The organism is Treponema sp., assembly GCF_045657965.1.
Lineage (GTDB): Bacteria > Spirochaetota > Spirochaetia > Treponematales > Treponemataceae > Treponema_D.
Genome location: NZ_JAZOUG010000197.1, coordinates 1 through 2,388, shown reverse-complemented (window position 1 = coordinate 2,388; position 2,388 = coordinate 1). Strand labels below are relative to the sequence as shown.

At 43.5% G+C, this 2,388-nt stretch carries 2 protein-coding genes and 1 pseudogene; all 3 read right to left on the bottom strand.

The features are described 5' to 3' along the window. Positions 1–590: pseudogene (locus tag ACKI5B_RS07305) on the bottom strand (hypothetical protein); the annotation flags it as partial. Positions 591–616: 26 nt separating this feature from the next. Next, on the bottom strand, positions 617–1,594 hold the full coding sequence (locus tag ACKI5B_RS07300; RefSeq protein ID WP_407427302.1) for a hypothetical protein: 978 nt from the start codon (positions 1,592–1,594) through the stop codon (positions 617–619). Between the two features lie 45 nt (positions 1,595–1,639). Then, positions 1,640–2,388, bottom strand: a 749-nt coding sequence (locus tag ACKI5B_RS07295; RefSeq protein ID WP_407427300.1) for a hypothetical protein, incomplete at its 5' end; no start/stop codon positions are given.

Below are 2,388 nucleotides of genomic sequence, written 5' to 3'. Positions count from 1 at the left end.
CACAGAACGACATGGCTACGATCCGACTTCGAGAGGGTAAGAAAAGTTTCGCGGACAATATCACCGAGTTTTGTTTTAGCTGCGTTTACGTCATCGGGATAGAGATTGCCATCCGTAGTTTGCATTTCAGGTAATTCAGGCTGTTCTTCTTCAATTTCCTGAGTTTCCGCCTTTTCAGCCTCAACTTCCGGCTTTTCTTCAGCTGAATCAATATGCTGTCTAACTTCATTAAAAGCTTCGTGTACCGCATTGTCGCCGTACATGTCGCTGAGTTTGGAAAGAATATCTTTAAGGCTAGAGCCGTTCTGAATCATCGCCTGAAGTTCATCCTTTTCGGTTGCTTCAGTAATAATTTTGATTTCTTCCTTCTGTTCCGGGAAATAGGTATCGCGGATGTGCTGAGCAAAATCCCGGCTGTTTGCTGCTGCATCGTTTTTAGGATACCAGACATTGTGGTTGCGCGAATAAAACCAGCCTTCCTTTTTGAGTTCCTCACGAATCTCTTCAGAAGGCTTTCCGTTAAAGCGGATATTTGCGCGTTTATACTGTTCGCTGTCGATGATTTCCATCGTTACTGTGTTTTCTGCCATAGTGTTCCTCGTGTTGTAGAATTAGGTTAGTAACTTAAACCTTCGTATCCTCTTTTTTTCAGCTTTTCCGTTTTAATTGACTGTTCTTCCCGATTTTTCCGAACTTCCAGATTAAAGTCCTTGGAGGTGCAGGATTTTGCATACTCAAGTCCTGCTGACATGGCTTTTGTTACTGCTTCTCCTACCATCCATTTCTGACCTTTATTTTTGTTCGTATCTGTGATGATTTGGGAAAAGAAATCATAGCAGGCGTTCTCCATTGCAGGATTTGAAGTATTCTTCAGTCTTGCGCCGGTATTAACCTGACACATGTGCCGGATCTGGGCATTTATAACCGGAGCGAAGTTTACGTTCTGGTCACAGTTTTGATTCCCTTTCTTTAAGATTGCTTCTGAGTTCTGTACTGCAGTCTTGAGAGCACTTTTCATCGCTTCAAGGCGAGGAAGAACCTGACTTTTGGATTTTTTGAGGTTATCGATATAGTTCTTGAGATTTTCTTCTGCATGAACCTGATTCACCTCAACTGCGTTCTTAAAGTACTTATCAACGGCCTTTTTGGAACGCTCATCCAGAGAATCATAGTTGTACAGGTACTGGGCTTTTGTTTTAGCTCCGCCTTCGGCTATGTAAAGGTCCGGTTTATTGAGGTGAGTGTAGTTTGCATATTTTGTGAGACATAATGCAGGTTCGGCATCCCGCCGGAGGTTAAGCGAGATGCCTTCTTTCTGCATTTTGTCCAGAACATCGCCATAAATCCAGACATTTGAAGAATATCCTTTTTTAGAGGAAATCTGTTCAAGTGCGATGAGGTTTTCATCGTTTATGATTTTGCCGGTAGAAAGTTCTACAGGAATTGATTTTGCGTCAGCATTGAAGAACGGTAAAGTTCTGTTTGCGACGTTTACTTCCAGAGCGTTGTAAATCTGGTTGTAAAAGAACTCTTCTGAGGTAAGACCTTTGTTTAGAGAAGAACCGTCACGCCAGGCGGTCTGAAAGTATTCCATAGTTCTCCCCGGGCAGGCAAGTGTTCTGGAACTTTCGTTTTTGGACTAGAAGCACATCTCCATGTCCTGAGTCTGCTTCTTCGGCTGCTTTGGAGCCTGATTCTGCTCCGGTGCCTGCGACTGGGAAAGTGTCCTTGTGATTTCGGTCGCGCGTTTGTCGGCATCAAAAAGCAGATTTGAAAGCGTAGGAAGCTCTTTGTTACGTTCTTCCTGTTTCTTCAAATCGTTTTCCAAAGTCGGCATGAGTTTTGATTTGAACTCTTCTGCAATCTGAGGATCAACAGAAAGTTTCATTCCGCTGCGGCAGGCTGCCATGTAAGTACCGAGGTATTCTTTTGGCTCGCTAGAAGCAATCACCATAGAAACATCCTTGAGATTTGTCTTCTGCTGGATTTTGTCTTTTGAAGCGGCGATAAGTGCTTCCGGATTCTGAGTCTGTTCTGCAAAGAAAAGGCTAGAAGTGTGGATTTCACCTTGTTCGTCCTTGAAGTTGTAGAAAACGCCTTTTTCATTTTCTTTGATACCGTTTTCCAAGCCACCAAGGGTAGTACGGGTTGCGACAATGTTAGAATTGAAGCCGTTCTGCATTTTTGCAAACTGAACCGGAATAAGGCGGTTTGCGGGGAGACAATAACCGGTTGCCATGTTGTAGATCGGTTCTGCCTTGATTACTCCTGTTGAATCAGGAAGAAATGGTGCCTTGTTTTCTTCAAGGCCCTGTTTCATCACTTTTGCGTTGTGACGTGGAATCCAGTATCCGTTAAATTCCTGTTTAGATACCGGATTTTCGAGTG

What these genes read in the sequence shown, in the direction of transcription:
- ACKI5B_RS07300 (WP_407427302.1), bottom strand. Translation starts at nt 1,594, where the DNA reads ATGGAATACTTTCAGACCGCCTGGCGTGACGGTTCTTCTCTAAACAAA.